Annotated in this window: 34 protein-coding genes; 13 read left to right on the plus strand and 21 right to left on the minus strand. The window is 70.6% G+C overall.

Features of this window, described 5'->3' with window-relative positions; translation table 11 throughout:
* The first annotated feature begins 80 nt into the window (after window positions 1-80).
* On the plus strand, window positions 81-548 hold the full coding sequence (locus EV186_RS13195; protein WP_133849508.1) for an SRPBCC domain-containing protein: 468 nt from the start codon (window positions 81-83) through the stop codon (window positions 546-548).
* Window positions 549-552: 4 nt separating this feature from the next.
* Here EV186_RS13195 and EV186_RS13200 read toward each other — a convergent pair whose 3' ends face one another.
* The gene (locus tag EV186_RS13200) at window positions 553-1,725 is read right to left on the minus strand and encodes an LLM class flavin-dependent oxidoreductase (protein ID WP_133849509.1); all 1,173 of its coding nucleotides are present in this window, start codon (window positions 1,723-1,725) and stop codon (window positions 553-555) included.
* Window positions 1,726-1,919: 194 nt separating this feature from the next.
* Between EV186_RS13200 and EV186_RS13205 the strand changes: the two genes are divergently transcribed.
* Window positions 1,920-2,573, plus strand: a complete 654-nt coding sequence (locus tag EV186_RS13205) for a putative Ig domain-containing protein (RefSeq protein ID WP_133849510.1) — start codon at window positions 1,920-1,922, stop codon at window positions 2,571-2,573.
* A gap of 57 nt (window positions 2,574-2,630) precedes the next feature.
* Here the strand turns inward: EV186_RS13205 and EV186_RS13210 are convergent, their stop codons facing one another.
* On the minus strand, window positions 2,631-3,509 hold the full coding sequence (locus tag EV186_RS13210) for a helix-turn-helix domain-containing protein (RefSeq protein ID WP_166659158.1): 879 nt from the start codon (window positions 3,507-3,509) through the stop codon (window positions 2,631-2,633).
* A 264-nt stretch (window positions 3,510-3,773) separates the two neighbouring features.
* On the opposite strand from EV186_RS13210, the gene EV186_RS13215 reads away from it, so the two are divergent.
* Complete coding sequence (locus EV186_RS13215; protein ID WP_133849512.1) at window positions 3,774-4,169, plus strand: hypothetical protein; 396 nt, start codon at window positions 3,774-3,776, stop codon at window positions 4,167-4,169.
* Here the strand turns inward: EV186_RS13215 and EV186_RS13220 are convergent.
* Window positions 4,166-4,396: a hypothetical protein gene (locus EV186_RS13220; RefSeq protein WP_133849513.1), complete on the minus strand. Its 231-nt coding sequence runs from the start codon at window positions 4,394-4,396 to the stop codon at window positions 4,166-4,168. The genes EV186_RS13215 and EV186_RS13220 overlap by 4 nt on opposite strands.
* A gap of 234 nt (window positions 4,397-4,630) precedes the next feature.
* On the opposite strand from EV186_RS13220, the gene EV186_RS13225 reads away from it, so the two are divergent.
* On the plus strand, window positions 4,631-4,813 hold the full coding sequence (locus tag EV186_RS13225) for a DUF397 domain-containing protein (protein ID WP_133849514.1): 183 nt from the start codon (window positions 4,631-4,633) through the stop codon (window positions 4,811-4,813).
* Window positions 4,814-4,909: 96 nt separating this feature from the next.
* Here the strand turns inward: EV186_RS13225 and EV186_RS13230 are convergent, their stop codons facing one another.
* Genes EV186_RS13230 through EV186_RS13240 form a run of 3 tightly spaced genes read right to left on the minus strand, consistent with a single transcriptional unit; the run spans window position 4,910 to window position 6,652 of the window.
* A complete protein-coding gene (locus EV186_RS13230) occupies window positions 4,910-5,308 on the minus strand; it encodes an ester cyclase (protein ID WP_133849515.1) in 399 nt (132 codons plus the stop codon).
* Complete coding sequence (locus EV186_RS13235) at window positions 5,295-5,945, minus strand: sterol desaturase family protein (protein WP_133849516.1); 651 nt, start codon at window positions 5,943-5,945, stop codon at window positions 5,295-5,297. Before EV186_RS13235 ends, EV186_RS13230 begins: the two co-directional genes overlap by 14 nt.
* Window positions 5,942-6,652 carry a FadR/GntR family transcriptional regulator gene (locus tag EV186_RS13240; RefSeq protein ID WP_133849517.1) on the minus strand — a complete coding sequence of 237 codons (711 nt, stop codon included), beginning with the start codon at window positions 6,650-6,652 and terminating at the stop codon, window positions 5,942-5,944. Before EV186_RS13240 ends, EV186_RS13235 begins: the two co-directional genes overlap by 4 nt.
* Before the next feature lie 91 nt (window positions 6,653-6,743).
* Between EV186_RS13240 and EV186_RS13245 the strand changes: the two genes are divergently transcribed.
* Together EV186_RS13245 and EV186_RS13250 are read left to right on the plus strand one after the other, a co-directional pair.
* Window positions 6,744-7,304 (plus strand): YceI family protein, encoded by a 561-nt coding sequence (locus tag EV186_RS13245; protein ID WP_133849518.1) that lies wholly within the window; start codon window positions 6,744-6,746, stop codon window positions 7,302-7,304.
* Window positions 7,305-7,322: 18 nt separating this feature from the next.
* Entirely contained in the window at window positions 7,323-7,640 is a 318-nt protein-coding gene (locus EV186_RS13250) for a nuclear transport factor 2-like protein (protein WP_133849519.1), read from the plus strand.
* A 2-nt stretch (window positions 7,641-7,642) separates the two neighbouring features.
* Here EV186_RS13250 and EV186_RS13255 read toward each other — a convergent pair whose 3' ends face one another.
* Together EV186_RS13255 and EV186_RS13260 are read right to left on the minus strand one after the other, a co-directional pair.
* On the minus strand, window positions 7,643-7,993 hold the full coding sequence (locus EV186_RS13255) for a hypothetical protein (RefSeq protein ID WP_133849520.1): 351 nt from the start codon (window positions 7,991-7,993) through the stop codon (window positions 7,643-7,645).
* Between the two features lie 82 nt (window positions 7,994-8,075).
* Window positions 8,076-9,209 carry an MFS transporter gene (locus tag EV186_RS13260; protein ID WP_133849521.1) on the minus strand — a complete coding sequence of 378 codons (1,134 nt, stop codon included), beginning with the start codon at window positions 9,207-9,209 and terminating at the stop codon, window positions 8,076-8,078.
* 60 nt (window positions 9,210-9,269) lie between these two features.
* Between EV186_RS13260 and EV186_RS13265 the strand changes: the two genes are divergently transcribed.
* The 6 genes from EV186_RS13265 (at window position 9,270) to EV186_RS13285 (ending at window position 13,550) form a co-directional block, all read left to right on the plus strand.
* Complete coding sequence (locus EV186_RS13265; protein ID WP_208115591.1) at window positions 9,270-9,860, plus strand: CGNR zinc finger domain-containing protein; 591 nt, start codon at window positions 9,270-9,272, stop codon at window positions 9,858-9,860.
* A gap of 189 nt (window positions 9,861-10,049) precedes the next feature.
* The gene (locus EV186_RS38880; protein WP_166659159.1) at window positions 10,050-10,220 is read left to right on the plus strand and encodes a hypothetical protein; all 171 of its coding nucleotides are present in this window, start codon (window positions 10,050-10,052) and stop codon (window positions 10,218-10,220) included.
* Window positions 10,221-10,283: 63 nt separating this feature from the next.
* Window positions 10,284-10,790, plus strand: a complete 507-nt coding sequence (locus EV186_RS13270) for a MauE/DoxX family redox-associated membrane protein (protein WP_133849523.1) — start codon at window positions 10,284-10,286, stop codon at window positions 10,788-10,790.
* Window positions 10,790-11,320: a peroxiredoxin family protein gene (locus EV186_RS13275; protein WP_133849524.1), complete on the plus strand. Its 531-nt coding sequence runs from the start codon at window positions 10,790-10,792 to the stop codon at window positions 11,318-11,320. Before EV186_RS13270 ends, EV186_RS13275 begins: the two co-directional genes overlap by 1 nt.
* A 2-nt stretch (window positions 11,321-11,322) precedes the next feature.
* Window positions 11,323-13,140 carry an ABC transporter ATP-binding protein gene (locus tag EV186_RS13280; protein ID WP_243754010.1) on the plus strand — a complete coding sequence of 606 codons (1,818 nt, stop codon included), beginning with the start codon at window positions 11,323-11,325 and terminating at the stop codon, window positions 13,138-13,140.
* A complete protein-coding gene (locus tag EV186_RS13285; protein WP_243754011.1) occupies window positions 13,137-13,550 on the plus strand; it encodes a S26 family signal peptidase in 414 nt (137 codons plus the stop codon). Before EV186_RS13280 ends, EV186_RS13285 begins: the two co-directional genes overlap by 4 nt.
* Here EV186_RS13285 and EV186_RS13290 read toward each other — a convergent pair.
* The 12 genes from EV186_RS13290 to ctaD form a co-directional block, all read right to left on the minus strand.
* Window positions 13,496-14,311, minus strand: coding sequence for an isocitrate lyase/PEP mutase family protein (locus tag EV186_RS13290; protein ID WP_208115592.1), 816 nt, complete (start codon window positions 14,309-14,311; stop codon window positions 13,496-13,498). The two genes, EV186_RS13285 and EV186_RS13290, sit on opposite strands and share 55 nt — an antisense overlap.
* A 53-nt stretch (window positions 14,312-14,364) precedes the next feature.
* Window positions 14,365-15,597 (minus strand): glycoside hydrolase family 16 protein, encoded by a 1,233-nt coding sequence (locus EV186_RS13295; RefSeq protein ID WP_133849526.1) that lies wholly within the window; start codon window positions 15,595-15,597, stop codon window positions 14,365-14,367.
* Window positions 15,598-15,680: 83 nt separating this feature from the next.
* A complete protein-coding gene (locus EV186_RS13300) occupies window positions 15,681-16,079 on the minus strand; it encodes an SRPBCC family protein (protein ID WP_133849527.1) in 399 nt (132 codons plus the stop codon).
* Between the two features lie 4 nt (window positions 16,080-16,083).
* Window positions 16,084-16,413, minus strand: a complete 330-nt coding sequence (locus EV186_RS13305; RefSeq protein WP_133849528.1) for a DUF5313 family protein — start codon at window positions 16,411-16,413, stop codon at window positions 16,084-16,086.
* A gap of 29 nt (window positions 16,414-16,442) precedes the next feature.
* Window positions 16,443-18,218, minus strand: coding sequence for a complex I subunit 5 family protein (locus EV186_RS13310; RefSeq protein WP_243754012.1), 1,776 nt, complete (start codon window positions 18,216-18,218; stop codon window positions 16,443-16,445).
* Window positions 18,219-18,220: 2 nt separating this feature from the next.
* Window positions 18,221-18,571 (minus strand): sodium:proton antiporter, encoded by a 351-nt coding sequence (locus tag EV186_RS13315; protein WP_133849530.1) that lies wholly within the window; start codon window positions 18,569-18,571, stop codon window positions 18,221-18,223.
* Window positions 18,568-19,290, minus strand: a complete 723-nt coding sequence (locus EV186_RS13320) for an MnhB domain-containing protein (RefSeq protein ID WP_133849531.1) — start codon at window positions 19,288-19,290, stop codon at window positions 18,568-18,570. The genes EV186_RS13315 and EV186_RS13320 overlap by 4 nt, the downstream gene beginning before the upstream one ends.
* The gene (locus EV186_RS13325) at window positions 19,287-19,544 is read right to left on the minus strand and encodes a DUF4040 domain-containing protein (RefSeq protein ID WP_133849532.1); all 258 of its coding nucleotides are present in this window, start codon (window positions 19,542-19,544) and stop codon (window positions 19,287-19,289) included. The genes EV186_RS13320 and EV186_RS13325 overlap by 4 nt, the downstream gene beginning before the upstream one ends.
* Window positions 19,541-19,825 (minus strand): monovalent cation/H(+) antiporter subunit G, encoded by a 285-nt coding sequence (locus tag EV186_RS13330; RefSeq protein ID WP_133849533.1) that lies wholly within the window; start codon window positions 19,823-19,825, stop codon window positions 19,541-19,543. Before EV186_RS13330 ends, EV186_RS13325 begins: the two co-directional genes overlap by 4 nt.
* Complete coding sequence (locus EV186_RS13335; RefSeq protein ID WP_133849534.1) at window positions 19,822-20,076, minus strand: monovalent cation/H+ antiporter complex subunit F; 255 nt, start codon at window positions 20,074-20,076, stop codon at window positions 19,822-19,824. The genes EV186_RS13330 and EV186_RS13335 overlap by 4 nt, the downstream gene beginning before the upstream one ends.
* Window positions 20,073-20,492, minus strand: a complete 420-nt coding sequence (locus tag EV186_RS13340) for a Na+/H+ antiporter subunit E (RefSeq protein ID WP_166659160.1) — start codon at window positions 20,490-20,492, stop codon at window positions 20,073-20,075. Before EV186_RS13340 ends, EV186_RS13335 begins: the two co-directional genes overlap by 4 nt.
* Complete coding sequence (gene ctaD, locus EV186_RS13345) at window positions 20,482-22,143, minus strand: aa3-type cytochrome oxidase subunit I (RefSeq protein WP_133849536.1); 1,662 nt, start codon at window positions 22,141-22,143, stop codon at window positions 20,482-20,484. Before ctaD ends, EV186_RS13340 begins: the two co-directional genes overlap by 11 nt.
* Window positions 22,144-22,252: 109 nt before the next feature.
* Here ctaD and EV186_RS13350 point away from each other — a divergent pair, with 109 nt between their 5' ends.
* Window positions 22,253-22,648: a hypothetical protein gene (locus EV186_RS13350; protein ID WP_208115593.1), complete on the plus strand. Its 396-nt coding sequence runs from the start codon at window positions 22,253-22,255 to the stop codon at window positions 22,646-22,648.
* 64 nt (window positions 22,649-22,712) lie between these two features.
* On the opposite strand, the gene EV186_RS13355 is transcribed toward EV186_RS13350, so the two are convergent.
* Window positions 22,713-23,165 (minus strand): hypothetical protein, encoded by a 453-nt coding sequence (locus EV186_RS13355; protein ID WP_133849537.1) that lies wholly within the window; start codon window positions 23,163-23,165, stop codon window positions 22,713-22,715.
* Window positions 23,166-23,189: the final 24 nt, after the last annotated feature.

Raw genomic sequence — 23,189 nt, forward strand, 5'->3', positions numbered from 1 at the left:
GTCAAGATCGTGACCGGTTCAGACACCCAGGGTGGCCAACGGCCCTGCCGGGCGGCGCCACGAGCACCGACGATGTGCGGATGACCGGACGTGACCTGCGCACGAGCCATGAATTCAGGGGCTTCACCCCGGCGTGCCCCGAGCGCGTCTGGGCCGCCCTCACCGGCCCGGAGACGACGTGTTACCTGCACGGCCTGTCACTGCGCACGACCTGGGTGGTCGGCGACGCGATCACGTTCACGGCGGACACGGCGGACATGGCGGACATGGCGGACACCGCCGCCGATCCGGCCGGGTCCATGCAGGGCGTGGTCCTCCACGTGACGCAGGCGGCTCGCCTGACTTACTCCATGCAGTCCGGTCCGGACGACCCCCTGGTCTTCGTGACGTGGCGCCTGCGCGAGTGCGCGAGCGGCTGCGCGATCACGTTGGTCGTCGACGACCTCGACTGCCCGGAAGACCCCGACGACGCCGAGGCGGCGTGGCTGCCGGTGCTCGCCGGCCTGCAACGCCACCTCGACGCCGACCAGGCACAACGGCCGAGTTGACCGGCTACCCGTCGAGGTCCGGGATCAGCTCGCCGATCAGCCGGATGCTCGTCGACACCGCGTCGTCGGCGAGACCACCCATCTGCTGCAGGCACATCAGGCGGTCCACGCCGAGGTCGGCGTAGGCACGCAACTTCTTCGCACAGGTCTCCTGGCTGCCCACGATCAGCGAGTCCTGCGCGCTGAGCACCTCGAAGATCTCCTCGTCCGGGATGGCCTCGCCCTCGAGGATGCGGCCGATCAGCAGCTGTCCGTCGGTCAGCTCGCGTGACGCCTCGCCGCGGACGAAGTCACCGGTCAGGCCGCCGCCGTCCGGGGCGTCGAGCAGGTCCTGCTGGATCCGCGTCATCCGCGCGAACTCCTTGGCGGCCTGGAAGAAGTTGAGCGCGGTCACCGTGTACCAGGCGGCGGCCGCGGCGGCCCCGTTGCGCATGGCCTGTTCGTCGGTCTCCGCGCAGTGCACGAACGTGAAGTACGCGACCTGGTTGTTGACGAAGGAACCCACCGGAGCAGTGCACTGCGCCGCGGCCTGCCGATAAAGGGAAATCATCCGGGACGCACGCTCGGTCGACTCCCAGATCGTCGTGCCGAGCACGCCGACCCCACGCCTGCCCGCGTCCTCGAACGACTTCGGGCTGGCCGCCGCCTGCCACAACGGCGGGTGCGGCTGCTGCAACGGCTTCGGCCCGATCGACACGTCGTCGATGTCGAAGTGCTCGTCGTGGTGGGAGAAGTGGTCGCTGGTCCACATGCCGGGCACCATCTCGAACGCCGCCTGCGTCTGCGCCAGCACGTCGGCCTCGTCGATGTTGAACAGCTTCCACTCCGGGAAGCCGGACCGGGTCAGACCGAGCTCGACCCGCCCGCCGCTGAGGTGGTCGAGGGTCGCCGCACGCTCGGCGATGCGGATCGGGTGGTTGAACCGCGCGGGCGCCAGCGCCGCCGCGTGCCCGAGGCGGATCCGCGAAGTGTGCTGGGAAATGGCGGTCAGCAACAACTCCGGCGCCGACGACAGGCTGAACTCCCCCGCCCCGTGGTGCTCGACCTGCCACCAACAGCCGTACCCGAGCTCATCGGCGAGCCTCGCCTGCTCGATCGCCTGCCGGAAGCGGTGCTGCTCGTGATCGGCGCGCCAGGGCTTGGGGCTCTGGATCTCGTTGAACAGATCGACCTTCACGTGGACCTCCATCGACAAACCCGGTCACAGGGGGTCAGCGAAGACCCGTCGACTGTTACGACGGCGGCCATGAAACACCGGAATGGCTCAACACCAACCGAATTGCGCCGTTCGGGTGACCTGCTGAACCGAACGCGATCTTCGGCGCGTAGAGCGACTCGGCTCCTCCATTCATTGGCACACAAGGAGAATCGATGACCCGCAACCGCCTGCTCGCGTTCACCGCCGCCGCCTGCCTCGCCACACAGATCCTGCTCACGGGCACCGCCGACGCCGTCACCAGCAGCAAAGCCGACCTCAGGGACGGCCAGCTGCGCCTGGAAGGGACCAGCGCACCGGGCGTCTTCGTCATCGCCGAGTCGACGACGAGCGCGGCGGGGGCCAGAGCCGACACCAGCGGCCGCTACAAGATCCAGGCCGGCGGCTTCACCGCGCCCGACTGCAAGGTGACCATCCGCGACGGCCGCACGCCGACCGCGACCGTCGCCCTCACCGGGTGCACGCCGTCGGTCGTCCCGGTACCGCCGGTCCCGGCCCCGCCGACCGGGAGTTGCGTGATCACCTCGGTGTTCCCGCTCAGCGTTCCAGCCGGCACCGCGACGGCCGTCAACTTCACCACCAGCGGCTGCGACACGACGACCGGCAGCGGCGCAACGCCGACGCCCGTGCGCTGGTCGGTGGTCGCGGGCGTGATCCCGACCGGCATGACCGGCCCGAACTTCCAGGGCACGACCGGTGGCAACATCATCGGTACGCCGAGCATCCCTGGCACCTACACCTTCACGTTGCAGGTGTCCGATCAGATCGGCGCCACCGATCAGGAAAACGTCACGCTCACCGTGGCCTGAGCGTCCACGCGCGGAAACCCGGGTCCAGCCGACCGCCGGCCCGGGTTTCCCCCGTTCTCACTCGAACCGCGAACCCACGACCTCGTCGAGGACCGTCTCGAAGTCGCCGCAACTCTCGGCGATCTCCTTGAGGTGCACGAAAAGCTCCTGGTAGCGCTTCAGCGTGTCCTCGTCCTCCCGGCTGACCGAGAGCCGCTCGGCGTTCTCGAGGTAGAGCACGTCGGGGTCGTCCTCGCTGGCGAACTGCAGGATGGTGAACGCCTCGCCCAGCCCGCGGTGGGCGCCGGCGGAGAACGGCAGCGCGTAGAGGTTGATGTCGTCCTCGCGCACGTACCGCCGCAACGCGGCGATCTGCTCGGCCATGATCTCCTTGCTCCCGGCCGGCCGGACGAGCGCCGCTTCACCGATGATGAAGTTCAGCTCCGGCCGGTCCTTGCGCTCGAGCATCACCTGCCGCTCGATCCGCGCCGCGGCCTTGCGCGCCGCGCCCTCCGGGGAGTCGCCGAGACTCATCAGCAACGCGTTGGCGTAGTCGCGCGTCTGCAGCAACCCCGGGATGATCGTCGGTTCGTGCTTGTAGATGACCTGCGCCGCGCTCTCGCTGCCGAAGAGCTCCAGCGCGGTCGGCGAGTAGATGTCGGCGTACTGCTTGAAGCCCTTCATCTCGCGGGCTTCCGCGGCCAGCGTCACCAGCGACTCGACGCGTTCTTGGTCGGTCACCCCGTAAAGGAACAACATGGCACGCACGTCGGTCGGGGCGACGGGAACGGTGCCTTGTTCGATCCGCACGATCTTGCTGGGACTCCAGCTCAACTTCTTGGCTGCGATGTGCTGAGTCAGCTTCGACTCCCTGCGCGCGTCACGCAGCGCAAACCGCAAGCGCCGCCGTTTGACCTCGGGGGTCTCGGCCGGCGATGTCGCCTGGTCGGCCACCACCACTACCACCTTCCTGGTGAGCTATGCAGCTCAGAGTAATCTCGCATGAAGCTATCTCGCTTCTGGGTATATCGCTCCAGGCGTGTTGCCGTTAAGCTACCTGTATAGATGCTATCTCGTCTCGTGCGAGATGGATCCATGCGACTAGGACTCGAGGTGTCAGTCATGGCGACACATGGCAGCAGGCCAAGCAGCCGACGCAGGATCGCCCGACACGAGCGACCAGGTCCCCTACCGCCGAGTTGATGCCCGAAGGGAGGGCAGGTGACCGGGGAGAGCAGCGACGAGAAGTCCGCCCGGTCGGCCCCAGCCCCGGTGCCCGATCGGAAGAGACGTCGCCAGCGGCGCACCAGGCCGTTGACGTTCTTGGAATTCCTCCAAAGCGTCCTGAGCGACGACGACATGACGAGGAACTTGAGGCGCCTCGTCTTGACGGCAGCGACGGCGATCGCTTTGGTCGTCGGGATCGTCTGCTTGGGCCTCGTACTCGCACACGTGCAGATCACCTTGGGGATCGCCGGGATTTCCGCGGCGACCACCGTGCTGGGCATGACTGCCCGCGCGTTCGTCATGGGCAAGCGGGCCAAGCGAAACCCGATCGATCGATCAGCCGATCGAGAAGACCCTGACGCCGCCCCGTCCGACGACGGGGCGCGCTAGCGCGCGCGTACGGCCACGCGCCGCAGGAAACGGATCACGTTCGGCGACCACCACCCGGCCGCGCCCGCGACGACGATCGAGATCGCGAGCCGCAGGGCCAGCGGTGCTGCCCCATCCGGGGACAGTCCCGACAGCCCGGCCAGTCCGGCCAGTACGGTCCCCGCGAGCATCGCGACGACGCCGACGACGATCGCGTAGCCCCAGAGCCGGCCGAGCAAGGGCCACACGGGCGCTCGGGGACGGCGAAGGTCCCCTTCGTTGCGTCCCGGCGCCATCGCCCACCTCTCGGTCCGCGGATCTCAAGTCTGGTCCCACAACCCCATGCCAGACAAGGGCACAACCGGCTCCAGCTGCCGAGTCGGCCGGAAGATCGAAGCGTTACCCCTCTTCGCGGTGTTGCGTCTATCGTCGGGAGAGCGAAGTCGCAGCGGGGTGCACACCAGGAGGGGCAGATGCGATCAATGGGTGCGAACAAGCCGGCAGGGTGGCGCAAAAGCTCGGCGAGCGCGAAACAGGACTGCGTCGAGTGCCGGCCCGACGGCGACGCCATCCTGGTGCGAGACAGCAAGAACAGCGTCGGTCCGCACCTCGCGGTGCCGGCCGCCGGCTGGGCCGCTTTCCTGGCCTCCGTTACCGCCGACTGACCGATCGGCAATCCGCCGAATGGTCTCGTCGGCGCTGAATACCACCGGCCTAACAATTGGCATGGGACGCTTTCACCGACATTTACCGATCGGTTTTCACCGCAGCTGGGCGTGCAGGCCGTGCAGGTCGCCGAGGACCCACAGGTCGGTGATCTGCACGTCGGCGAAGGTGAAGAACGCCGCACCGGCCCAGGACACCCGGCGACCTGTGGGCGGGAAGCCCTGGAACGGCGCGCGGTGCACGCCGGAGAACACCATCCGCGCGGCCGCTTGGTTCCCTTGCACCACAAGGGTTTCCGTGTCGCAGCGGTAGTCGGCCAGCGCGTCGGTCACCTCGCGGACGTAGGCGATGAACTCCGCGTGCCCGCTCCGCACCGCGCCCAGCGAGCCGCGGAAGGTGACCGTCGGCGCGAGCACGGCGGGCACCACGTCGAGGTCGATCCGGTTCCAGATCTCCTCGTAGAAGCGGCGGACCAGGACCTCAGGCGTAGTCATGCAAGGCCTTCGCCGTGGGCGAGTTCGCCACCGTGGACGGGTCGGGGTAGGTGCCGAGGACGCGGTCCGCGGTGCCCGTCGTGGTGACGGTGAACCAGTAGTGCTCGTTCTTGAAGTGGTGCAGCCGGTGGTTGCGCCAGACGGCCCGGAACAGGCGCGTGCGCGGCTTGTAATCGGTGTGGATCAGGTGGTGCGTCCACTCGTAGCCGAGCCCGAGCAAGCCCAGCACCACCAGGAACGTCAGGCCGCGGGCGAGCGTCGGGAACGCCAGCAGCCCGATTGCGGTGACCACGGGCAGCAGCCACAGCAACGTCTGCCACGGGATGAACACCAGCGGCACGTCACGCGGGTCGGCGTGGTGTTCGCGGTGTTTGCGGGCCAGCAGCGAGTCGATCTTCACCCGGCCGATCCGGCGCGGGCGCCAGTGCAGCACGCACACGTGGATCACCCACTCCGCCAACGGGAACACGGCGATCATCACGCCGACGAGGACCAGGTCGCCGAGGCGCCAGTCGGCGAGAACGATCCGGGCGACGATCGCCGCCACCAGCAGGGCACCGATCATCCACGGCGATGGTTGGCGGCGGAAAACCCTTGCCGCTTCGGCAAGCGTGACCTTCGGGCGGCGCTCGGTCATGCGTCCTCCTCCAGCTTCGCGAACTCGGCCTTGGTGATGGACAACAGTTCGGCGGCGAGCTCCCCTGCCGACGACGGATCGCCCGCCCCGATCGCGTCGGCGAGGGCCTGGTACAGCGACACGCGACCGACTTCGGGGGCGAGCATGGTCGCCAGGGCCGGCAGCGCGGGCTCGTAGGCGGCGCGCAGGCTGTTGAACATCAGCCGGAACACGATCGAGTCCGCGCCGTCGACGACGTGCTCCCAGTAGGTGAGCGCATGCCGTTGCTGGGCAACGGGATCCTGCTCCTCGCGCAAGGCGGCCACCGCTTCGTGCAACCGGGGGGCCAGCGCCGCACCACCCCGTCGGGCGGCCAGTTCGGCCACCTCGCGACCCACGAGCAGGCGCGCCTCGAGGATGCTGGCGATCACCTTCAGGTCCAGGGTGCCGCCCAGCAGCAACAGCCTGGGCAACAGGTCGAGCCCGGCGTGCCGGCGGAAGTCGCGGACCGTGGTGGTGTCGCCCTGGCGCACCTCGATCAGGCCGGCCTGCGAGAGCCGCTGCAAGGCCTCACGCACGGCCGGTCGCGAGACGCCGAGCACCTCGGCGAGCTTGCGCTCGGCCGGCAACGCCTGCCCCGGCGCCAGTTCGCCGCCCAGGACGTCACCGAGCACCTGGTCGAACACCTCGTCCGGCACCGACCGCTGGGACACCCGCTTCAAGGCCACCCCAGCACCGTAGGTCGCTGGCGGCCAGGCGGTCAAGTGGTCAGACCAGTTTGCCTTGTCCCCTTCCGCCCCGCTCGTTCGTCATGCCGGCATGAGCGAATCACTCGACACCATCGCGATCCCCGGTTACCTCGCGGGCACCTGGACGGCCGATCCGATCCACTCCGAGGTCGGCTTCGCGGTGCGGCACCTGGTCAGCAGGACCCGCGGCCGGTTCACCGGGTTCGACGTCACGATCACCACCGGCGAGGACCCCTTGGCCTCGTCGGTGACCGCCACCATCGACCTGGCCTCGGTCGACACGGGCTTCGCGGCACGCGACGCGCACCTGCGCTCCGTGGAGTACTTCGACGTCGAGAACCACCCGACGATGACCTACCGCTCGACCGGCGTCCGCCTTGCCGACGACGGGTGGCTGGTCGACGGCGAACTGACGCTGCACGGCATCACCCGGCCGGTGCCGCTGGCCATGACCGTGAACGGGTTCGGCCCGGACCCCTTCGGCGGCTACCGGGCCGGCTTCTCCGCGACCGCCCAGCTCAGCCGGCGCGAGTTCGGCATCGACCTGACCGTGCCGATGGACGGCGGCGGTGTCGTCGTGGGCGACAAGGTCTGGATCGCGCTGGAGATCGAGGCGGTCCGGCAGGGGTGAACGGTCTATCTTGGACACATGACTGCTGAGGTGACCGACCCGGTCGTGCGCCGGTTGATCGACGCGATCAACGCGGGCGACCGCGACGCGTTCTTCGCCGTGCTGACGCCCGACGCCACCATGTCCGACGACGGCCGCGACCGGGACCTCACCGAGTGGGTCGACCGCGAGATCTTCACCGTCAACGGGCACATGGACGTCGAGTCCGTGACCGACGGCGGCCGGTCCCTGATCGCCAACTACCGCAACGACACCTGGGGCGCCATGCGCACCCGGTGGCAGTTCACTGTGGACGGTGAGCGGATCAGCCGGTTCGACACCGGCCAGGCCGGCTGAGCTCAGGGGTAGATGAAGTAGTCGGTGACCGCCCAGCCGGTCACCTTCGTGCTGCCGTTGTAGCCGTACCCGTATTGCCAGTAGTGGCCGTCCTGGTAGACGGCGTTGCGCAGGATGCAGAACGCGGCGCCCCGCGGGATCTGGCCGACCACGGCGCTGGACAGGCTGTGCTGCGTGTGGATCTTCAGCCAGTCCGCCGAGTACACGTGCGCCGTGCCGAGTGAGGAGCTGCAGCTGAACGCCAACGGCTGCACTGGCTGAACCGTGGCCGCGCTCGCGACGGCGGGCACAGCCAGCGCCGCGGCAGCGGCGGTCGCGACAGCGGCCACGATGAAGGCCGGCTTGCGGATCATGTTCGTCTCCCCCTTTGGTTGGTTGGTCGCGCCAGTCAAACAGCGCGCCCTCGGCCCCGGCCAGGAGGTTTGTTCGGCAGTTTCAGACTTCCGCGCCGGCCCGTCGTTGCCGGGTGACGGGGATGATCAGGGCGACGATCGCCGCCGCGATGCAGAGCAGGAGCGCCGGCGGCAGCACGCTGTGCAGGGCGGTCACGACGTAAGGCGCGACCATACCGGCGTATGCGAGGCAGTAGTACACCGCCGTGGCGCCGGCGAGTTCGTCCGGCGCGGCCAGCGCCTCGACCTGGCCCAGCCCGGCCACCAGCAGCATCCCGTAGCCCGCGCCGAGCACGGCGGCGGTGGGCACGAGCATGATCGGCGCGCCGAGCCGGATCGTCAGCGCGCCAAGGAGAAACCCGGCGGCGGCCAGGCCGAGGCCGAACACCCGGGTGCGGTGCCGGTGCAGCCGGCGCGCCACCGGCTGGACCGCGACGCCGGCACCGAGGGTCAGCCCGGCGATGGCGCCACCCGCGGCGATGCCGATGCCGTGCACCGGGACGAGACCCGGCAGCACCGCGAAGCTGACGGTGGCCGTGCCGAAGACCAGCGGCGCCGCGGGCGCCACCACGCGCCGGAACACGGGGTGGCGCAAGGCATCCCGCAATCCCGCGCGCGGGCGGTCACCGCGGACCGCGGTCTCGGGCGCCCGCCAGACGAGCGGGATGACGACCAGCATCAGGGCGATGTGCGCGGCGTAAGGCAGCACTGCGGGCGCGGGCAGCCATTGCGCGAAGATCCCGGCGACCAGCGGTCCGCCGCCGAACCCGGCCGAGAGCGCGATCGCGGCCCGGCGGGCGCCGGCTCCCGGCCCGGCGTCGGCGGACAGTTCCTTCACCCACGCGGTCCCGGGCCCGAACGCCGCCCCGGACGCGATCCCGGCCAGCAGCCGGCCCGCGGTCAGCAACCACACGTCGTCCCCGGCGATCAGCAGCACGGCCGAAGCCAGCAGCGACAGCACGACGACCGGCCGCATCACCCGCTGCCGGCCGAGCCGGTCGGAGTACGTCGCGCCGAGCAGCAGGGCGGGGATCAGGCCGATCGCGTACGCGCCGAAGAGGGCCGTGACCACGGTGTCCGGGAGCCGGTCGCGGTAGACCAGCAGGAGTGGGGCGAACTGGTTGGCACCCCAGCCGATGCCGAACAACGCGAGCGCCACCCGGATCCACGACCGCATCGGCACTCCTCGAGGTTCGTCCACGACCTTAGTAACCGTTTAATGGGTTACTCTAGCCGCGTGGCCACCACCGACCAACGGACAAGGACGCGGATCACAGCGCAGCTGCGCGCGCTGCGGTTCGACGCGGGCTCGCTGTCGCTGAACCTGGCCGCCACCGTCGCCCGCCGCGGCGAGACCGAGGTCGAGCGCCTGACCGGCCCCGAACGGTTGGCCGAGTGGTGCGCGGGCGTCGGGGTCGACCTGCGTGCGGCCGACCGGACGCCGGAGTTCGTGGCTCGGCTGCACGAGCTCCGCGCCGCGGTGTACGACGTGCTGGCCGCGTCCGTGCGGGATCGCTTGCCCGACAAGGCATCCGTGGCGTTGGTGAACGAGGTGGCGGCGGTGGCGCCACCCGCGGCGACGCTGCGCGGGACCCGGGTCGAACCGCCGGTGCTCACCGGTGCCGAACTGCGGTCGCTCATCGCCCGTGATCTGCTCGACGTGCTGGCCGATCCGTCGCGGTTGCGGGAATGCGACTCGGAGCTGTGCCGGATGATCTACGTGGACAGTCCGGGCGGCCGGCCGCGGAAGTGGTGCTCCATGCAGCGCTGCGGCAACCGGGCCAAGGCCGCGCAGCACCGTCGCAAGGCCGGTGCCGCGCCGGCCTGAATCGGGGCGTCGGTAGCCCGTGTTCACCCCGCCGAGGCCGGCCGCGTGGCATTTGCGCCCCTGGTTGGTACGTGTGGCGCAGCGCCCCCGGACGCCGTCCAGGAATTTCCAGGAACGTCCAATATCGCCGATTGCTCCCCCGGCCCCGGCGATGCTGCGCGGGCACTGCCAGCCGTCGAAGGGAGAACCATGAGCCGGCTCATCGACCGGGTCATCGATCGGATCGTGCCGCGCGCCAAGGCATCCGCCTGCAGCTCGGGCTACTTCTGCAACGCAGGTGGCCACCCTGGCTACTGGTACCGGTTCTGCTGCTTGGACACCGGCTGCGAGTGGAGCAAGGTCAGCACCCGCTGTCCCTGATCCGGTCCACGAATCGTGCCGGGCGGCGCTCACCGCGCCGCCCGGCACCGATGGAGCCTTGACATGGAGTACGTCCGGGCGGGTTGTGCCGCCTTGTTCGCCGTCGTCTTCGCCGTCTCCGCGTTCTCGAAGCTGCGCGACTTCGGCGGGTTCGCGCGTTCGGTGCCGGACTTCGCGCCGGTGCCCACGCGCCTGGTCAACACCGTCGCGGTGGCGGTCGTAGCTGCGGAAACCGCCGCGGTCGTGCTGGTCCTGGTGCCGGCCACGGCCACCTTTGGCTTCGCTCTGGCGCTGGCGTTGATGCTCGCCTTCACGGCCGGGATCACCCACGCGCTGCGCCGCGGTCGCCGGACGTCGTGCCGGTGCTTCGGCGCCTCGAACACCCCCGTCAGCCCACGCCACATCGTGCGCAACCTGGCCCTGGCGCTCGCCGCCGCACTGGGCGCGAGCGCGCCCAACGCCGCCTTGCCCCTCGCCGGGCTCGCGCTCGCCGCGCTCACCGGCGTCGTGGCGGCCGTGCTGGTCGTCGCGATCGATGACATCGCCGTAATCCTCGTGAGGAGTCCCTGATGCCCGTCCTGGTCGCGGCGGTCGTGCTGCTCAGCCTGTTGTGCTTGCTGAACCTGCTGCTGACGGTGGGGATCCTGCGCCGCATGCGCGCGGGCACGCAGTCCACCGGGCCGTCCACCGGGCAGCCCACCGACCTGCCCTTCGAGCTGAAGCCGGGTGGCTCCATCGACACGTTCACAGCGACGACGACCGCGGGTGAGGAGCTCACCGCGGACGCGCTGGCCGGCACGGTCGCGTTCTTCTCGGCGGACTGCGACGCCTGCCACGACATGCTCCCCAGCTTCATCTCCTATGCGGCGAGCCACGGTCGCGACAAGGTGCTCGCCGTGGTCGGCGGCACCGACCCGCAGACGGTCGCCGCACTCGAGCCGGTCGCCCGCGTGATCGCCGCCGACCCCGACGGCGGTCCGGTCGCGCGGGCGTTCCGCAACACGTGGACGCCCGCGATGTACGTGATCGCCGACCGCACCGTCGTCGCGACCGCGGGGCGGGTGGACGAACTGCCGAAGCCCGCGCTGAGCGGACGCTGAGCGTGCCCGAGACCCGGATCGACGCCCGTGAGCTGCGGGCCGCCGGTGCCGAGGCGGCCGGGTTGTTGTGGCGCAGCGGCGCCGGGCGGGTGGCGGGGTTCTTCGCCATCACGGCGGCGGCCGCGGGCGCGCCCGTGCTCACCGCGTGGCTGACGAAACTGGTGCTCGACCGGCTGACCTCCCCGTCGGGTGCCGTCGGCGGGCTCGCCGTGGGCCTGGCCCTCGCCGGGCTCGCGGCGGCCGCGTTGCCGAACGTCACGCACTACCTGCGGGCGCAGATCGGCCGGACCGCCGGGCTGCTGGCGACCGACCGGCTCTTCACCGCGCTCGGTCGCCAGGTCGGCATCCGCACGTTCGAGGATCCCGGCTACCAGGACCGGTTGCGCCTGGCGCAGGAAAGCGCGGCCCGGGTGCCGGAACTGGTCGACGGCGTCGGCGGCACGGTCAGCGCGGTGCTCTCGCTGGCCGGGTTCCTCGGCTCGCTGCTGGTGCTCAGCCCGGCGATGACCGGCCTGGTGCTGGCCGCCGCGATCCCCGCCTTGCTCGCCGAGGTCGTCCTGGCCAAGCGGCGGTCCACGATGGAGTGGCGGATCGAACGCTTCCACCGGCGGGAGTTCTTCTACACCCAGCTGCTCACCGGGATCTCTGCCGCGACCGAGATCCGGTTGTTCGGCACCGGCGCGTTCCTGCGGGCGCGGCTGCTCACCGAGCGCCGGCACGCCAACGACGCCCAGCGCAAGATGGATCTACGCGAGCTGTGGACGCTCGGCGGCCTGACCGGGTTGAGCGCCGCGGTGGCGGGCGCCGGGCTGTGGTGGGCGATCACCTCGGCGCGCACCGGTGCGTTGAGCGCCGGTGACGTGGCGATGTTCGTGGCCGCGGTCGCCGGGGTGCAGCTCGCCGTCGGCACGCTCGCGTCCGCGATCTCCAATGGTCAGGCGCGGCTGCTGGCGTTCGCGCACTACGTCGCCGTCACGCGCGCCGATCTCGACCTGCCCCGCGTGACCGCGGGGGAAGCGAAGCCACTGCGCACGGGCATCGAGCTGCGCGACGTGTGGTTCCGCTACGACGACGACCACCCGTGGATCCTGCGTGGCGTCGACCTGACCATCCCGCACGGGCAGGCCGTGGCCCTGGTCGGGCGCAACGGCGCGGGCAAGAGCACGCTCGTGAAGTTGTTGTGCCGCATGTACGACCCGACCAAGGGCCAGATCCTGTGGGACGGCGTGGACCTGCGCGAGCTGCCGCCGGAGCTCCTGCGCGCCCGGATCAGCGCCGTGTTCCAGGACCACATGAACTACGACATGACCGCCGCGGAGAACATCGCGCTCGGCGACCTCGACGCCCTCGACGACGAGCAGCGGCTGACCACGGCGGCCCAACGCGCGGGGGTGCACGACAAGCTGGCCGCGCTCCCCCGTGGTTACGCCACTCCCCTGACCCGGATGTTCATGATCGGCACCGAGGGCGAGGAGGCCGCGACCGGGGTCGTGCTCTCCGGCGGGCAGTGGCAACGGCTGGCGCTCGCCCGGTCGCTGGTCCGCGAGGGACGCGACCTGATGATCCTCGACGAACCCAGCTCCGGTCTCGACCCGCAGGCCGAGCACGACGTGCACACGCGCATCCGCGAGCTGCGCCGCGGCAGCACCAGCCTGCTGATCTCGCACCGGCTCAGCGCCGTGCGCGACGCCGACCTGATCGCGGTGCTCGAGGACGGCCGGATCGGCGAGCTGGGCACCCACGAGAGCCTGCTCGCCGAGGACGGCGGCTACGCGAAGCTGTTCCACCTGCAGGCCTCCGGCTACCAGGCGGCCACGTGATCCGCCTTCTCCTGCTGGTTTCCACTCTCCTCCTGGTGGTCCGCCGGTCGCTCGTGGTGACCACAGTGGACGGTGACAGCATGGCCCCGGGGCTGCGCTCCGGCGACCGCGTCCTGGTGCGCCGCACGCGCAGGGTCCGCCGTGGCCAGGTGGTCATGCTCGGCTACCCGCCGGTGCCCAGCGGCGCCGACACGACCGGCCAATACCTGCTCAAGCGGGTGGTCGCGGTGACCGGCGACCGGCTCGACGACGGGTGGGCCGCACCGGATGTCGCGGGCTTGGGCGGACAGGTCGTGCCGCCCGGGTGTGCCGTGGTGCTGGGCGACAACCGCCCGTCCAGTTGGGACTCCCGGCACTACGGGTTCGTGCCGGGCGAGCGGGTGGTCGGGGTCGTGGTGCGCAAGCTGTGACGCGTGGTCATGGCTTGCACCTCCGGATAGCTGAACGCGGGACCTGGTGACGCGTCGTCGCGGGCCGCGAGCGCGGCCCGCACCCCCGCGTGCAACGCCACCCGGAACGGCAGCGAACCGGTGCTGATCCGGCACACCCCGAGGTCGGCCAGCTCGGCGACGGTGTGGCGGCCGGGCTGGTAGAGGACGTTGAGCGGCAGTTCCACGGCGTCGGCCACCGCGCGGATCGCCGTGCTGTCGGGCAGACCGGGCACGAAGACGCCGTCGGCACCGGCCTCGGCGTACCGCACCACCCGGTCCATTGTGGAGTCCTCGGCGACCCCGAGCCAGTGCGTGTCGACCCGGGCGTTGAGGAACAACGAGGGCGCGGCGGCCTTCACGGCGCTGATCAGCTCGACCTGGCGCGCCGGTTCGGCGAGGGTGCCGCCGGGCCTGCTGTCCTCGAGGTTCAGCCCGGCGGCACCGGCGTCGACCAGTTCGAGCGCGAGCGCCGCCACCTCGTCGGGCCCGCCACCGAACCCGGACTCGACGTCGACCGTGACCGGCACCGGCAGGCGGGAAAGCTTGCGGGCCAAGTCGATCGTCTCGGCGCGGACCAGGCCTTCGCCGTCGGGCAGCCCCGCCGCCGCGGCGACACCGAGGCTGGTGGTGCCGACGGCGGCGAACCCGGCATCGACGAGCGCGGCACCCGAGGCGAAGTCCCACGCGTTGGGCAGCACGAGCGGGTTCCCCCGCCGGTGCAGATCACGAAATCTGCTCACCCGGCCAACCCTAGGCCTGCGACACTTCGGCGCCCGCCGAACCCAGGCAGGGATCAGGTCAGGGCGTAGACCCGGGCCCAGTCGACGTCGAAGTAGGCCGCTTGCATGGCGCAGCCGCAGAAGTTGTCCAGCTGGATGGTCTGGTGCATCGGACCGGGCGCCTGCACGTCCGGGTCGGTGTCGTGGAACCAGACCTGGCCGTCGAGGTAGCCGGTGAGCCCGTCGGGCGCCCACTCGAAGCCGTAGTTGTGCCACTGGCTCAAGTCCACGCCGTCGTGGTGGTACTCGTCCTGCACGACACCGGAGTCCGTGGGGTGGTGCAGGAACGCGGTCGCCGCCGAGTCGCCGACGTTGACCTCGAAGTAGTCGTACTCGCCACCCTGGGGCCACTCGTCGGAGTCCGGCCAGGTGATCAGCACCGGGTGGTAGGCATACCCGCTGCCGCCCGGCGTGGTGATCCGGGCGCGGACCTCCCAGCGGCCGTAGCGCTGGCCGTACCGCATGGCGATCCCCGCGGTGTCGCCGTTGGCGTAGCCGGTCTGGCGCAGGTAGCCGTCCTGCACGGTGTTGGTGTAGCCGCAGCGCTGGCCGTTGCCGGCATGGCCGGGGCCGCAGCCGTCGACGCCGCCGTAGATGCCCCACTTCGACTGGTCGGGTGCGCCCGTGTAGTCGAACTCGTCGCTCGCGGGCAGCGGGCTGCCCCAGCCGTAGTTGCCCGCGGCCGTGTCGCCGTCACCGGTGCCCGGGTCGCCGGGATCGCTGGTGGCCGTCTCGTAGTCGGCGTTGGTGGCCAGCCAGGTGCCGGACGCACCCGTGACGTACTCGAGCGGGTGCGAGTTGGTCGCGCCCGAAGGCGCGGTGAACCGCGCCGACACCGTGGTCCACGACCCCGCGTTCGTGACGACCGGCCGGCCCGCCGAGGAGCCGATGAACCCGTTGGGGCCGTACCAGTCCATCTGCATGTGCGCGGTGCCGGCGGTCTTGGTGTCGACGGCGATCGTGTAGCTCGCGCCGCCGGTGACCGCCTGCTGCGGCAGGTAGATGCCCGCGCCGGTACCGCTCAGCCTGACTTGGTAGGCGAACTGCGCGCTCGGGTGATCGCTGACGGCCACGCGTGCGCCGGAGCCGCCGGAGAGCACGCCCCAACCCTGCGCGTCGCCGGCGAGCACCGGGTTGGCGGCCAGATTGCCGTCGGCCGCACCGGAAACCCCGGTCGAGACCACCGCGAACCCGGCGGCGGCGCCCACCACCACGACCGCGGATGCCACTACCGACCAACGCCGCATGCTCGTCTCCATCCCCGACGACAACCTTCGGCAAAGAACTACCGAACCATGGTCGCTTCAGGAAGATGGTTGACCGCATCCGGTCACGAGGTCTGTTGCAGGGACAGCTCGGGAAGGCGCACGGCCTCGAAGGCGAAGTCGCGCAAGGCGTCCTTGAGCCGGCGGCGCAGCGCACGCGCGTGCCCGCCGTCCCAGGCGACCTCGATGACCACATCGGTGCTCGCGCCCCGGGGCTTGAACCGCACCACACCGGTGTGCCGTTGCCCGGACAGCGCGCGCCACCTGATCAGGTGCTTGTCCCCCGTGGGCAGCCGGAGCACGTCGAACTCGGTCTCGCCGACCGCCCAGCGGGTCCGGTCATCGCCGAGCCCGGCCACGACCACGCCGTCGAGCCAGTGGCTGAGCAGTTCCGGGTCCTTCGCCATCTTGGCCGCACGATCGGCCGGCACGTCCACCCGGCCCGCCACCTTCAGGTACGCCATTCGGTCACCTCCGCAGCCGCATGTGGTGCTGGACCAACCAGGCCCGCCGGAACTCCCCCGCCGAGGTGAGCGTCATGTACAGCACGAACAGCAGGGCGATCAGCACCGCGCCGACTGCGGCCCCGCGCGGGACGGTCAACGCGACCATCAAGAAGTACGCCCCCACCAGCAGCGGCAGGGTGCGCACCAGCATGCGCAGGCCGTAGCGCACCACCCACCCGCGTGCGGTCGCGTCCCGCCACACCCACTCGTGGTAGCGATCGGGCAACCGGCCACCGAAGGCGAACCACAGCCAGTGCAGTGGGTCGGGTCTCCTCGGTGCCTCGGATTCCATGACCACCGGTTACCCGGCGAGCGCGCGGTTCATGCCATCAACAGCGCCGCGACCACGACGGCACCGACGGTCAGCCACGCGGCGTAGTCGCCCGTGTGGCCGGAATGTGCGCGGTGCAGGACGGTGAGGACCGGGCGCAGCCACCGGCCCGGCCACCGCGAAATGCCGTGACCGCGGACGGCCAGTAGCGCGAGCAGCACCGCGCCCGCGGTCGTGCCGAGCCCGGTCAGCACGGCGAGCGCCGACCATTCCGCCGGTTCGGGCAGGGCAACGGTGGTGACGACGCCGTGCAACGCCTGAGCGACGTAACCGGCGTGATCGGTGAACGTCGCCCCCGCGCGCCGGGCGTACTCGGCGACGGCCGGGACCACGCCGACGGCCAGCCCGGCTACGAGCAACCCGATCGCGGCGCCGGCCATGGTCATCGGCGTCCGCGGCAGTTCCTCGCCGGTGTCGGGGGTCTCGTCCTCGCCGCTCGTGGTGTCGGGGTCGACCTCCGGCGCGGGCCCGAGCCCGAGGAACACCCGCAGTCCGGCCCGCAGCACCGCGGCGCCGGTGAGGATCGAGACGAGGGCGAGCACGACCGCCGTGCCCGGGTGGTGGTGGTCGAGCACGTCCTTGCCGAGCGACACGCCGAACGGCGGGAGCCCGGCCAGGGCCAGCGCCGCCACCAGCCACACCACGGCCGCGACCTTGTCCGCCCGTGCCCGGCCGTGCAGTTCGGCCTCGTTCACGCTGGCGTAGCGGGCCAGCAGGATGCCGGCCACGAGGAACAAGGCGCCTTTCACCCCGGCGTGCCCGGCCAGGTAGAGCCAGCTGCCCATGGCCCCGGTTGAGTCCAAAGCGGACAGTCCAATGAGGAACACGCCGGTGTGCGCGATGGTCGAGTAGGCCAGCATGCGCTTGAGGTGCTGCTGGGTGAAGCACATGACCGACCCCAGCACCGCCGTGACGATGCCCAGCACCAGGAACAGGTGCCGGGCCGACGGCAGGTCGCCGTACACCGTCCAGTAGACCCGCCCGATGCCGTAGACGCCGAGCGGCGCCATCACCCCGGAGAACAACACGCACACCGGTGACGGCGCGGCCGCGTGCGCGTCGGCGAGCCAGAAGTGGAACGGCACCGCCGCCGCCTTCACGAGCCAGCCCACCGAGATCAGCCCGAACGCCGCGAGCGCGGGCAGGTCGTGCCCGGGCCCGGCGGCGCCGAGCGCGGCGAGGTTGAGCTGTCCGGTGCGGGCGTAGAGCAGCCCGATGCCGGTGAGCGTCAGGTAGGCGCCCAGCGAGTTGAGCACGCCGAAGGTGAACCCGGCCTGCACGGATTCCGGCTCCTCGACGTGGAAGCCGGTCAACGCGTACGCCGCGGCGCCCATCAGCTCGAAGAACACGAACATCGTGAAGATGTCGCCCGCGAACGCGAACCCCAGCATGCCGGTGGTGAAGAGCAGCAGCAGCGACCGGTAGTGCGCCTGCACCTCCTCGAAGTAGCGCCAGCCGAACACCGACGCGGCCAGGGCGAGCACGCCGATCACCAGCGCGAGCCCGGTCGACGTGCCGTCGGCGACCAGCGCGATGCCGACGGTCAGCCCGTCACCGCTCGGGTGCCACCCGCCGGACCACTCGATCGCCCGGCCGCCGGACACAACCGGCAGCAGCAACGCGATCAGCACCACCTCGGCGGCGAACGCGACCAGCGCGATCAGGTCCAGCGCCCACCGCGGCAGCCACTTCGCGGTCGTGATCAGCACGCAGGTGACCAGCACCGGGATCAACAGGATCAACGGCAGCAGCACGCGGGCGGCCACGCTCAGCCCCGCAGGCTGTGCAGCTCGTCCGGGTCGACCGTGCCGTGGCGGCGGTGCACCTGGATGGCCAGGGCGAGCAGCAGCGCCGTCACGGTCGCCGACACGACGATGTCGGTCAGGCTCAACGCCTGCACCACCGGGTCGACCACGGCCGTGCCCGGCGGGGTCGTGGCGCCGAAGATCGGCGCGGTGGCACCGTTCTGGTAGCCGATGCCCAGCAGCAGCACGTAGGTCGAGGACTGGGCGATCGACACGCAGACCACGGTGTGCACGAGGTGGTGGCTGGTCACGACGCCGTAGAGCCCCACCACCAGCAGCCAGGCGGCGACGAGGTAGGCGAGCCAGCTGGTCATCGCGTCGCGACCTCCGCCTCGAGGAACGCGGCGAGCAGCACGACGACCCCGGCCCCCACCCCGATCCCGACGGCGACGTTGAGCAGCGGCACGGTCCCGGTGGACAGCAGCGAGCCGAAACTGCCGTGCGGCAAGAGGTTCGAGAGCAACCCCGTGCCCGCGACGACGCCGGCGAGCCCGGTCAGCGCGAACAGGCCGCTGCCCGCGGCCTCGCCGTACTCGTACCAGTCGAGCGGTCGCAGCCGGCGCAAGGCGGGATAGCTGCCCGCCACGTAGAGCAGGTGCAGGCCGGTCGCCAGCACGACGCCGCCCTGGAAACCGCCGCCCGGCGTGAGGTGCCCGTGCACCACCACGTCGAGGCCGAGCACCAGGGTGACCGGCAGCATCAGGTACCCCGCGAGCACGGTCGAGGGCAGCGAGCGCGGTGCTGGTGGTTCACGCCTGCGTTCCGTCCGCGTGGTGCGCAGCAGCGTGGCCGCGCCGAGCACGGACGCCAGCAGGATCAGCTCCTCGCCGAACGTGTCCAGGCCGCGCAGGTCGAAGTTGACGCTCGCGACCACGTTGGGGGTGCGCTGAGCGAGTCCGGCCGCGACGGCCCGATCGCGATAAGGGTGCAGGCCGCCGCCGAAACCGGGGATCCCCGCCATGGCGATGACCAGCACCACGAGCAGGCCGAGCCCGCCGACGGCGAACACGAGCAACCGGGTCCGCCGGGTCACTTGGCGTCCCGGCCCTTGCCGACGCCCTTGCCGACCGTGCGCACGGCCAGCAACACCATCAACGGCACCAACGCGCTGCCCACCGCGATCTGCGACAACGCGACGTCCGGCGCCTGCAAGGCGAAGAACAGCAACGCGAGCACGAGCCCGTACACCGACAACGTCACGGCTTGGGCCTTCGGGTCGCGGGTGGTCACCACGACCGTGCCGGTCACGGCCACCAGCACGAGCACGGCACAGACGAGGATCGTCACCGGTCCTCCTGCTCGGTCGCGGCGATCATGTTCGCGATCGCGCCGGTCAGCGGCGGGCCGGTGACCGCGAGCAACACGACGATGAGCACCACGGTCCCGGTGGTCCAGGTCCAGCTGGCGGTGATCGCCACCCCGAGGCCGAGCAGCGGCACGCCGAGCGCGGTCACCGGTGCCAGCATGTGCAGCCGCACCAGGTCGTCGCGTGCGGCCGCGGCCCGGACCGCGCACCCGATCACCACGAGGATGCCCAGGGCGACAAGGACTGCGGTCAGCACGCTCATCCGCCCGCCTTGAGCAACCGGGTGTACACGAGGGTGCCCGCGAACGAGGCGGCGACCAGGACCACCGGCACGATCAAGTAGGACGACTGGCCGAAGGCCATGCTCAGCAGGATCAGCTCCGGCACCAGCACGACCACAGCCAGTTGCAGCCCGATCAACCGGCGCACGGCCGGTCCGGTCGCGCCCAGCCACAGCGCGGGCAGCAGGCCGCCGGCGAGCAGCACGAGCGCGGCGACCAGCCAGCCGTTCACCGCGTGAGCTCGCGTTCCAGCGTGGATGCCTTGTCCCCCAAGGCGTGCAGGACCAGGGTGTCGTCGCGGGCGTCCAGCACGACGGTGCCCGGGGTGGCGTTGACGACCGCCGCGGCCATGGCGGCGTCACCGGCCACCCGCACTTCGCGGGTCGTCGGCCGCGACCGTCCGAACAGGACTCGAATGCTGTCGGCCAGCAAGGTTCCCGGCAACCGGGCCGCCCACCGCAGCCACCGCCGCGCCGGCGGCCACGACGCGTCCAGCGCGCGGCGCGCCACCACGGCAGCGACCGCGCCCAAGCTCGCACCGGCCACGCCGACGGTGATCTCCATGGGGTTGCCGGTGGCCAGCGTGCCCAGCCAGACCAGGCTCAACGCCGCCCACCACACCAGGAATTCGACCGCCCTACCGCTCACGCGCTTCGGCCTCCTCCGGGTAGTGCAGGTGGAAGGCGGGGCGCTCGGAGCGGATCTTGGGCAGCTCGTGGAAGTTGTGCCGCGGCGGTGGTGACGTGGTGGCCCACTCCAACGAGTTCCCATAGCCCCACGGATCGTCCATTGTGGCCGATTCGCCGTAGCGGTAGCTGCGGGCGAGGTTCCACAGGAAGGGCAGCACCGACGCGCCGAGCAGGTACGAACCGATCGTGGAGATGAGGTTGAGCGTGGTGAACCCGTCGGAGGCCAGGTAGTCGGCGTACCGGCGGGGCATGCCCTCGTCACCGAGCCAGTGCTGCACGAGGAACGTCATGTGGAAGCCGAGGAACGTGGTCCAGAAGTGGAACTTGCCCAGCCGCTCGTCCAGGTACCGGCCGACGATCTTGGGGAACCAGAAGTAGATCCCGGCGTAGGTGGCGAAGACGATCGTGCCGAACAGCACGTAGTGGAAGTGCGCGACGACGAAGTAGGTGTCGTGCACGTGGAAGTCCAGCGGTGGCGAGGCCAGCAGCACGCCGGTCAGCCCGCCGAGCAGGAACGTGACCATGAAGCCGACGCTGAACAGCATCGGCGTCTCGAAGGTCAGCTGCCCCTTCCACATGGTGCCGATCCAGTTGAAGAACTTGATGCCGGTCGGCACGGCGATCAGGAAGGTGGTCAACGAGAAGAACGGCAGCAGCACCGCGCCGGTGGCGAACATGTGGTGCGCCCAGACCATCACCGACAGCACGGCGATGGCGATCGTCGCGAAGATCATCCCGCGGTAACCGAAGAGCGGCTTGCGGCTGAACACCGGCACGATCTCGGTGATGATCCCGAAGAACGGCAGCGCCACGATGTAGACCTCGGGGTGGCCGAAGAACCAGAACAGGTGCTGCCACAGGATGTTCCCGCCGGTGGCCGGGTCGAACACGTGCGCGCCGAGGTGCCGGTCGGCCTCCAGCCCGAGCAGCGCGGCGGTCAGGATCGGGAACGCCATCAGCACCAGGAACGCGGTGATCAGGATGTTCCAGGTGAAGATCGGCATCCGGAACATGGTCATGCCCGGCGCGCGCAGGCAGACCACCGTGGTGATCATGTTGACCGCGCCCAGGATCGTCCCGAGCCCGGACACGACCAGGCCCATCGCCCACAGATCACCGCCGACGCCGGGCGAATGCGCGGCCTCCGAGAGCGGCGTGTAGCCCGTCCAGCCGAAGTCCGCGCCGCCGCCCGGGGTGGCAAACGCGAACAGCACGATCAACCCGCCGAACAGGAAAAGCCAGTACGAAAAGGCGTTCAGGCGCGGAAAGGCCACATCGGGCGCACCGATCTGCAGCGGCAGCACCAGGTTCGCGAACCCGAAGACGGTCGGTGTCGCGTAGAGCAGCAGCATCAGCGTGCCGTGCATGGTGAAGAGCTGGTTGTACTGCTCGGGCGACAGGAACTGCAGACCCGGCTGCGCCAGCTCCGAGCGCATCAGCAACGCCATCACGCCCGCGGCCAGGAAGAACCCGATCGCCGTGACCAGGTACATCACGCCGAGCTGTTTCGGGTCGGTGGTCCGGGTGAGACCGAGGAGAACCGCGCCCTTCGGCGCCCGTCGCGGCTTCAGCACCAGTGGTTCGGGAACCCTTGTGGTGGTTGTCGCCATGATCGGCCGGCCCTCACTCTCACGCGCGCGCTCGCGAAGGGAGGTACCCCGGATCGGATCATGTCAACCTCGTCGTTTCCCGCGGCTGCCTGCTGGGCAACCGACCGGCATGACGCAGGACGACTACTTGGGGCAGGATCCGGCGGCGCTCAGCAGCGCCGAAGACCTCGACGAGGACGAACTGCGGGTGGACCCGCTGGAGAAGGGCATGGATCCGCCGGAGCAGTGGAGCCCCGCGATCCGGGAGGCCGGCACCACGCCGACGCAGGAGGACCGCCTCAACGCCGAGCAGCCCGACGTCCAGCCGCTGGTCGGCGACGCCCTTGAGGGCACCCACACCACTGACACCACCGACACCACTGACGACGCCGAAGGCGCCTACGAGGGTCCGACGCGCCGGACCGAGCCGGACGACCTGCCGGAGGAGGCGCGTCGCGGCCAGTCCGCCGACGAAGGTGGCGGTTCGGTGGCCCGCGACCTGCGCACGCCGCCGCCTGCTCGATGAGACCCTGCCCATGAGACGCCGTGCGGTAGGGGCGCGGGTGGCGCCCCTACCGTTCGTGCACTCCTCACCAGGAATCGTTGCGCGACAACGTGTCCATTGCCCACACCAACGCCGTGGAGAGCACGTCCGCGGCGTCTTTGCGATCGGCGGTGGCAAGCGCCATGTCGAGTTGGGCGGCCACGTCGTCCTCGTGCCCGGCGAGCCGGGCCAGCAACGCGCGGATCACGGCGCGCTGGGGCGGGTCCACCCGGTCGATGTCGGTCGGCACGCCCTCGGCGTCGCAGAGGTCGAGCATGTAGGTCGCGTCCGGGCCGGGCTCGCCCGCGATCGCGTGCACCGCGGCCGCGCTCAGCTGCAGCAACTCGTCGACGACGGCCCGCAGCAGGGCGGCGTGCTCAGGCGCGGTGAGTCGGTCCACGGTCGCCGCGACCGACTCGTCCGACCCGTGGTCGATCTCGTCGATCAACGCGCACACCGTCGCCATCGCCTGAGCTCGTTCGTCCCGCATAGGGGTCACGTACCCAGCCTGCCCGCGCTTCAC

It is taken from the genome of Labedaea rhizosphaerae, assembly GCF_004362825.1.
In the GTDB taxonomy this organism is placed as follows: domain Bacteria; phylum Actinomycetota; class Actinomycetes; order Mycobacteriales; family Pseudonocardiaceae; genus Labedaea; species Labedaea rhizosphaerae.

Bases quoted from the DNA above. Each gene is read 5' to 3' on its own strand.
- EV186_RS13195 (WP_133849508.1), top strand. From the start codon at position 81: ATGACCGGACGTGACCTGCGCACGAGCCATGAATTCAGGGGCTTCACC.
- EV186_RS13205 (WP_133849510.1), top strand. From the start codon at position 1,920: ATGACCCGCAACCGCCTGCTCGCGTTCACCGCCGCCGCCTGCCTCGCC.
- EV186_RS13225 (WP_133849514.1), top strand. From the start codon at position 4,631: ATGGGTGCGAACAAGCCGGCAGGGTGGCGCAAAAGCTCGGCGAGCGCG.
- EV186_RS13230 (WP_133849515.1), bottom strand. From the start codon at position 5,308: ATGACTACGCCTGAGGTCCTGGTCCGCCGCTTCTACGAGGAGATCTGG.
- EV186_RS13235 (WP_133849516.1), bottom strand. From the start codon at position 5,945: ATGACCGAGCGCCGCCCGAAGGTCACGCTTGCCGAAGCGGCAAGGGTT.
- EV186_RS13245 (WP_133849518.1), top strand. From the start codon at position 6,744: ATGAGCGAATCACTCGACACCATCGCGATCCCCGGTTACCTCGCGGGC.
- EV186_RS13250 (WP_133849519.1), top strand. From the start codon at position 7,323: ATGACTGCTGAGGTGACCGACCCGGTCGTGCGCCGGTTGATCGACGCG.
- EV186_RS13255 (WP_133849520.1), bottom strand. From the start codon at position 7,993: ATGATCCGCAAGCCGGCCTTCATCGTGGCCGCTGTCGCGACCGCCGCT.
- EV186_RS13260 (WP_133849521.1), bottom strand. From the start codon at position 9,209: ATGCGGTCGTGGATCCGGGTGGCGCTCGCGTTGTTCGGCATCGGCTGG.
- EV186_RS38880 (WP_166659159.1), top strand. From the start codon at position 10,050: ATGAGCCGGCTCATCGACCGGGTCATCGATCGGATCGTGCCGCGCGCC.
- EV186_RS13270 (WP_133849523.1), top strand. From the start codon at position 10,284: ATGGAGTACGTCCGGGCGGGTTGTGCCGCCTTGTTCGCCGTCGTCTTC.
- EV186_RS13275 (WP_133849524.1), top strand. From the start codon at position 10,790: ATGCCCGTCCTGGTCGCGGCGGTCGTGCTGCTCAGCCTGTTGTGCTTG.
- EV186_RS13295 (WP_133849526.1), bottom strand. From the start codon at position 15,597: ATGCGGCGTTGGTCGGTAGTGGCATCCGCGGTCGTGGTGGTGGGCGCC.
- EV186_RS13300 (WP_133849527.1), bottom strand. From the start codon at position 16,079: ATGGCGTACCTGAAGGTGGCGGGCCGGGTGGACGTGCCGGCCGATCGT.
- EV186_RS13305 (WP_133849528.1), bottom strand. From the start codon at position 16,413: ATGGAATCCGAGGCACCGAGGAGACCCGACCCACTGCACTGGCTGTGG.
- EV186_RS13315 (WP_133849530.1), bottom strand. From the start codon at position 18,571: ATGACCAGCTGGCTCGCCTACCTCGTCGCCGCCTGGCTGCTGGTGGTG.
- EV186_RS13330 (WP_133849533.1), bottom strand. From the start codon at position 19,825: ATGAGCGTGCTGACCGCAGTCCTTGTCGCCCTGGGCATCCTCGTGGTG.
- ctaD (WP_133849536.1), bottom strand. From the start codon at position 22,143: ATGGCGACAACCACCACAAGGGTTCCCGAACCACTGGTGCTGAAGCCG.
- EV186_RS13350 (WP_208115593.1), top strand. From the start codon at position 22,253: ATGACGCAGGACGACTACTTGGGGCAGGATCCGGCGGCGCTCAGCAGC.